This is a genomic window from Phormidium pseudopriestleyi FRX01, from assembly GCF_017313335.1.
GTDB classification, from domain to species: Bacteria; Cyanobacteriota; Cyanobacteriia; order Cyanobacteriales; family Laspinemataceae; genus Laspinema; species Laspinema pseudopriestleyi.
Window position 1 is genome coordinate 1 of the sequence record NZ_JAFLQW010000190.1, and the last position, 4,474, is coordinate 4,474.

A 4,474-nucleotide genomic window follows, 5' to 3' on the forward strand; every position below is an offset into this window, starting at 1 on the left:
AAGAATAATTTCCCCGTTTGTAGTAACGACTTCAGTCGTTTCCGGATTAATGCGGAGTAAAGGGCGACTTAATAATGAACTACAATCGGCGTTCCCACTTCTGCCCAATTAAATAACCATTCAGCGTGATTGACAGCGACATTGGTACAACCGTGACTCATGGGGGTGCCAAAATTGTTATGCCAATAGGCACCATGAATGGCATAACCGCCATAGTAGTACATGGTAAAAGGAACGTCAGGCACATCATAGGTGTCCCCTTGCATCCGGGTGACGTCATACTTGGTTTGAACGGCAAAGGTGCCAGGAGGAGTGGAATGTCCTTCTTTCCCTGTAGAAACGGTAACAGCATAGACAACATTATTGCCTTCCCATGCCATTAATTTTTGTTCCGTGAGGTCGATTTGAATCCAGCGATCGGGGGAGGATTGCAAATCGAGCATCATTCGGGCAATGCGGTCATGCTCTACCGCTTGAGCAACTTGGGGTTGAGCAAACCCACAGAACGCAGAGAGGGTCAAGGCACTGATGGCGCCCAATAAACGAACGGGTCTCAGACGGATGGAGCTAATTTTTGTTTTCATGACAATTTATATCTCCAGATACTTGTTGAAATAGGTGAATTGTGTTAAGAATTGCGTAAGTTGTGGGATGGGAACTGTGATTTGGGAGTTAGCTACAATCCCGAAAGGGTTAATTTCCGGAGCAGCTTATCTCTTTATTATTAAAGTTTTGGATGGAAAGAGTCAAGATTCGGGCTTGGTCCGAGATAGCGTCCCAATCTTGGTCTGCAATCAGCTTTTTGGGAAATAAATCCCCGGAGAGTCCGACGGCGATCGCCCCTGCTTTGAGAAAATAGATGGCATTCTGGAGATTGACGCCGCCGGTGGGAATTAAGGGAATATGACCGAGGGGGCCGTGGAGACTTTGGATATAGTGGGGGCCACCCACGGCTGAGATCGGAAAAACTTTAACGCAATTGGCCCCGGCGTGCCAAGCGGTGACGATTTCGGTGGGAGAAAGTGCCCCGGGGATGATGGGAACTCCAGAAGCAGCAGCGACTTGAATCAGGGCCGGTTCGGCATGGGGGGTAAACAGGAATTGAGCACCGGCAGCGATCGCCCGATGCAGATCCCCCTGATTTAACAGCGTGCCCGTCCCAATCGTACATTGGGGTAAATCCGATCGCAGGATATCGATCAGGTCCTCCGGGCGATCGCTATTCCAGGTAATTTCAATCAGGTGAATCCCGCCTCTGGCGACCGCCTTGGCCATTTCATACCCCAATTCAAAGGTGGCGGCACGAATAACTGCGATCGCGCGGTATTGTTGTAGCAATTTTAACCAGGACTTTTCAGACATCATCCATTTATATTTCTACAAACTTGCCCCTTTGGAAGAGTCAGAAGCGTTGATCGGTGAACCATTCCGTCCCTCCACCTATAATTCTTGCAAGTCAAAGGCTTTTCCCCTTTCGTAAGCACTCCTTGTTATCCTAATGGAAGGAGCGTACCGAAGAGATCATCCCCAGGCGATCGGGACTATTTTCTACCAGTCCGCCATTTCAACCCCCTTAACCCACTCTACCCTCAGTTGTCCAGATTCCCGTTCAATTAATTCATCGGGATGATATGAACCCCTTAAAATTGAGTCTAATATTAAAAAGTCTAGGCATCCCTAATCAGCCTATAGTCGGGATATTGCAAGCCCGTAGCCATCCATGAGCTACTGTATCAACCCCTCCTGTCCCAGACCCACAGACCCCTTAAATGCCAAGAATCGCATTTGTCGCCAATGCGGTTCGGAACTTGTTGTGGCAGGACGCTATCGCATCGTGAAACTACTGGGGACCGGCGGTTTTGCACAAACCTTTGAAGTAGACGATCGCGGGTTTGCCAAGGTCTTGAAAGTCCTCACGGAACAAAATCCCAAGGCCATTACCTTATTTAAACAAGAAGCAGTAGTTTTACAACGCCTCAGACACCCCGGCATTCCAGCAGTGGAACCGGGGGGTTATTTTACCTTTACCCCTCGATATAGCAAGACCCCAGTCCATTGTCTGGTGATGGAAAAAATCCAGGGGCAGAATTTAGAGGAATGGTTAGCCACTCGTAACCATGAACCGATTACTCAACAACAGGCAATTGGATGGTTATTACAGCTTACAGAAATCTTACATCAAGTTCACAATCAGCAGTATTTTCATCGCGATATTAAGCCTGCCAATATTATGCTGCGCGACCCCACGCAAATCAAAGCGTTTGGGACTGAACAATTAACTTTAATTGACTTTGGTTCCGCCCGGGAAGTTAGCGGAACTTATCTAGCAAAAATGGCCGTGGGACAACAAGGAACGGTGATTTCTTCTAAAGGATATGCACCCCCAGAACAGGAAAATGGCAAACCCGTTCCCCAGTCGGATTTCTTTGGGTTGGGACGGACATTTGTGCAGTTACTCACGGGCAAACATCCCCTGGATTTTTACGACCCTCTCAATGATGAATTGCGCTGGCGACAGGCAGCCCCTCAAATTTCTCCAAAATTAGCAGATTTTATTGATGAATTGATGGCGCGGTTACCGGGAAAACGCCCTCAAAGTACCGAGATGATTTTGCAACGGTTGGCGGAACTGGATTTGATGTTGCATCGCCGGGGGAAATCCAGGGGCCGGTTCACGATGTTGGATCCTTCAAACCGACTGGTAGATCGGCTAGAACAGTGGAAAATGCCATTGGTCCTGGGGGGTGGAGTGGTACTATTTGGGGTGGTAGCCCTCACTCAGGTGAATCTGTATCGGTTTGGACTCGCTGGTTTAGGAAATGTCGGTGCTCTCGCCGAACAAGCAGCTTTGGAGGGGAACCCGGATGCTTTATCGGTCCCAGAAGACCCTGAAGCTACTGCTGTGCTGATGGGGGCTAATGGAGGGTTGGCGGAGGCGATCGCCCCGGTTAATTCCCTGGATAATTCTACTCCCGTTAAGGTGGATTCAGGGAAAATATCGCCTTCTTCACGCTTAAGAAATCGGCAGTTATCCCCAGCGATTGCGGTTAATGATATCAAGTTGTCAAATACTTTAACGGGACATTCCCAAGACGTGCGATCGGTAGCGGTGAGTCCCGATGGACGGGCGATCGCCTCGGGAAGTTTTGATGGCACTATTAAAATTTGGAACTTAGAAACCGGCGCTTTAATTCGCACTTTAACCGGACATTCCGATGCCGGAGAAATGGTTTCATCGGTGGCGATCGCCCCCAATGGAACTCTCCTGGCTAGTAGTAGCAATGGGTACGGCGGAACGATTAAAATTTGGAATTTAGCCACAGGAGAATTATTATATACCATTGCCGGGACATCTTTGGGCATTTCTTCTATTGCCATTAGTCCCGATAGTCAACTCCTAGCCAGTGGTTCTGAAGAGGGAGATATTTACCTGTGGAATCTGGAGTCAGGGGAAGCGATTGGAACATTTTCCGGCCATTTAGGAACCGTCTTTTCTGTGGTATTCAGTCCCGATGGTCAAACCCTAGCCAGTGGGTCCCAGGATGGTTCGATTAAATTATGGGCAGTTGCCAGTCAACCCACGGAATCCGGATTAGCTCAAACTGAAAACCAGCAACTCTCCGGCCATGTGGGAACCGTGTTTTCTGTGGCGTTTAGTCCCAATGGGAAGATGCTGGCATCCGGTAGTTCAGATAATACAATTAAATTGTGGGATTTGAGTAAAGGTCAAGAAATTAAGTCATTTTCTGGTCATGCCGGGACGATGTTTTCTGTAGCATTTAGTCCCGATGGCAACACGATTGCTGGAGGTACTTTAACGGGTCGAATTAAACTTTGGAATTTAGCCAGTGGAGAACTGGTAGAAACCTTATCTGGACATTCGCGATGGGTCGAATCAATTGTTTTTAGTCCCGATGGGTATAGACTTGCTTCCGGCAGTGGCGATCGCACCATTCGGATCTGGGGAATTCGGTAAGCTGTATTGCACCCCTGATGGCAGCCGGACCCATAAAGTTACCAGAGTTTCCCTTAAAAATAGACTGGACATAGATTTTGAACGGGCGATCGCGCCTGAGAACTTACAAAATCGCGACTTTGACAATCAGACTATGAGCGATCGTCGCAGCGACGGCCATCATGAAGACCACAGCGGGACTCATCGGACATTAAAATCTCAGCAGTGCGATCGGACTCAACCCCTTGCAGCGAAGCAGAAGCAAATCCCGCCAATTGCACAGCAACCGTAGAAACGACTAGACCGAACAGTAAGACTGAGGTGGATAAACGCATGATTGACTTCCTTCCGTTTTAGATTGACTTTCTATAACGGAGAATAGCGAGACCCACACCGTGGCGTCTCCAACTCTGGTGTCACTTTCAATAGCGTCTACTTCCTTACAACCCCGGTTCTAGGGAGATACTCTCTCCCCACAAGAAAAGGATTGTGCCATCTGCACAACTGGTTGTTAGTCCT

General features: G+C 48.5%; 4 protein-coding genes. 1 reads left to right on the forward strand and 3 read right to left on the reverse strand.

Annotated features, from left to right (window positions below; genetic code table 11):
- Positions 1-68: 68 nt before the first annotated feature.
- Both J0895_RS06800 and J0895_RS06805 read right to left on the reverse strand, forming a co-directional pair.
- Complete coding sequence (locus tag J0895_RS06800; RefSeq protein ID WP_207087349.1) at positions 69-584, reverse strand: L,D-transpeptidase; 516 nt, start codon at positions 582-584, stop codon at positions 69-71.
- Positions 585-693: 109 nt separating this feature from the next.
- Positions 694-1,362, reverse strand: coding sequence for a bifunctional 4-hydroxy-2-oxoglutarate aldolase/2-dehydro-3-deoxy-phosphogluconate aldolase (locus J0895_RS06805; RefSeq protein WP_207087352.1), 669 nt, complete (start codon positions 1,360-1,362; stop codon positions 694-696).
- A 358-nt stretch (positions 1,363-1,720) separates the two neighbouring features.
- On the opposite strand from J0895_RS06805, the gene J0895_RS06810 reads away from it, so the two are divergent.
- Positions 1,721-3,976: a serine/threonine-protein kinase gene (locus J0895_RS06810; RefSeq protein WP_207087350.1), complete on the forward strand. Its 2,256-nt coding sequence runs from the start codon at positions 1,721-1,723 to the stop codon at positions 3,974-3,976.
- A gap of 131 nt (positions 3,977-4,107) precedes the next feature.
- On the opposite strand, the gene J0895_RS06815 is transcribed toward J0895_RS06810, so the two are convergent.
- The gene (locus J0895_RS06815) at positions 4,108-4,290 is read right to left on the reverse strand and encodes a hypothetical protein (protein ID WP_207087351.1); all 183 of its coding nucleotides are present in this window, start codon (positions 4,288-4,290) and stop codon (positions 4,108-4,110) included.
- Positions 4,291-4,474 lie beyond the last annotated feature (184 nt).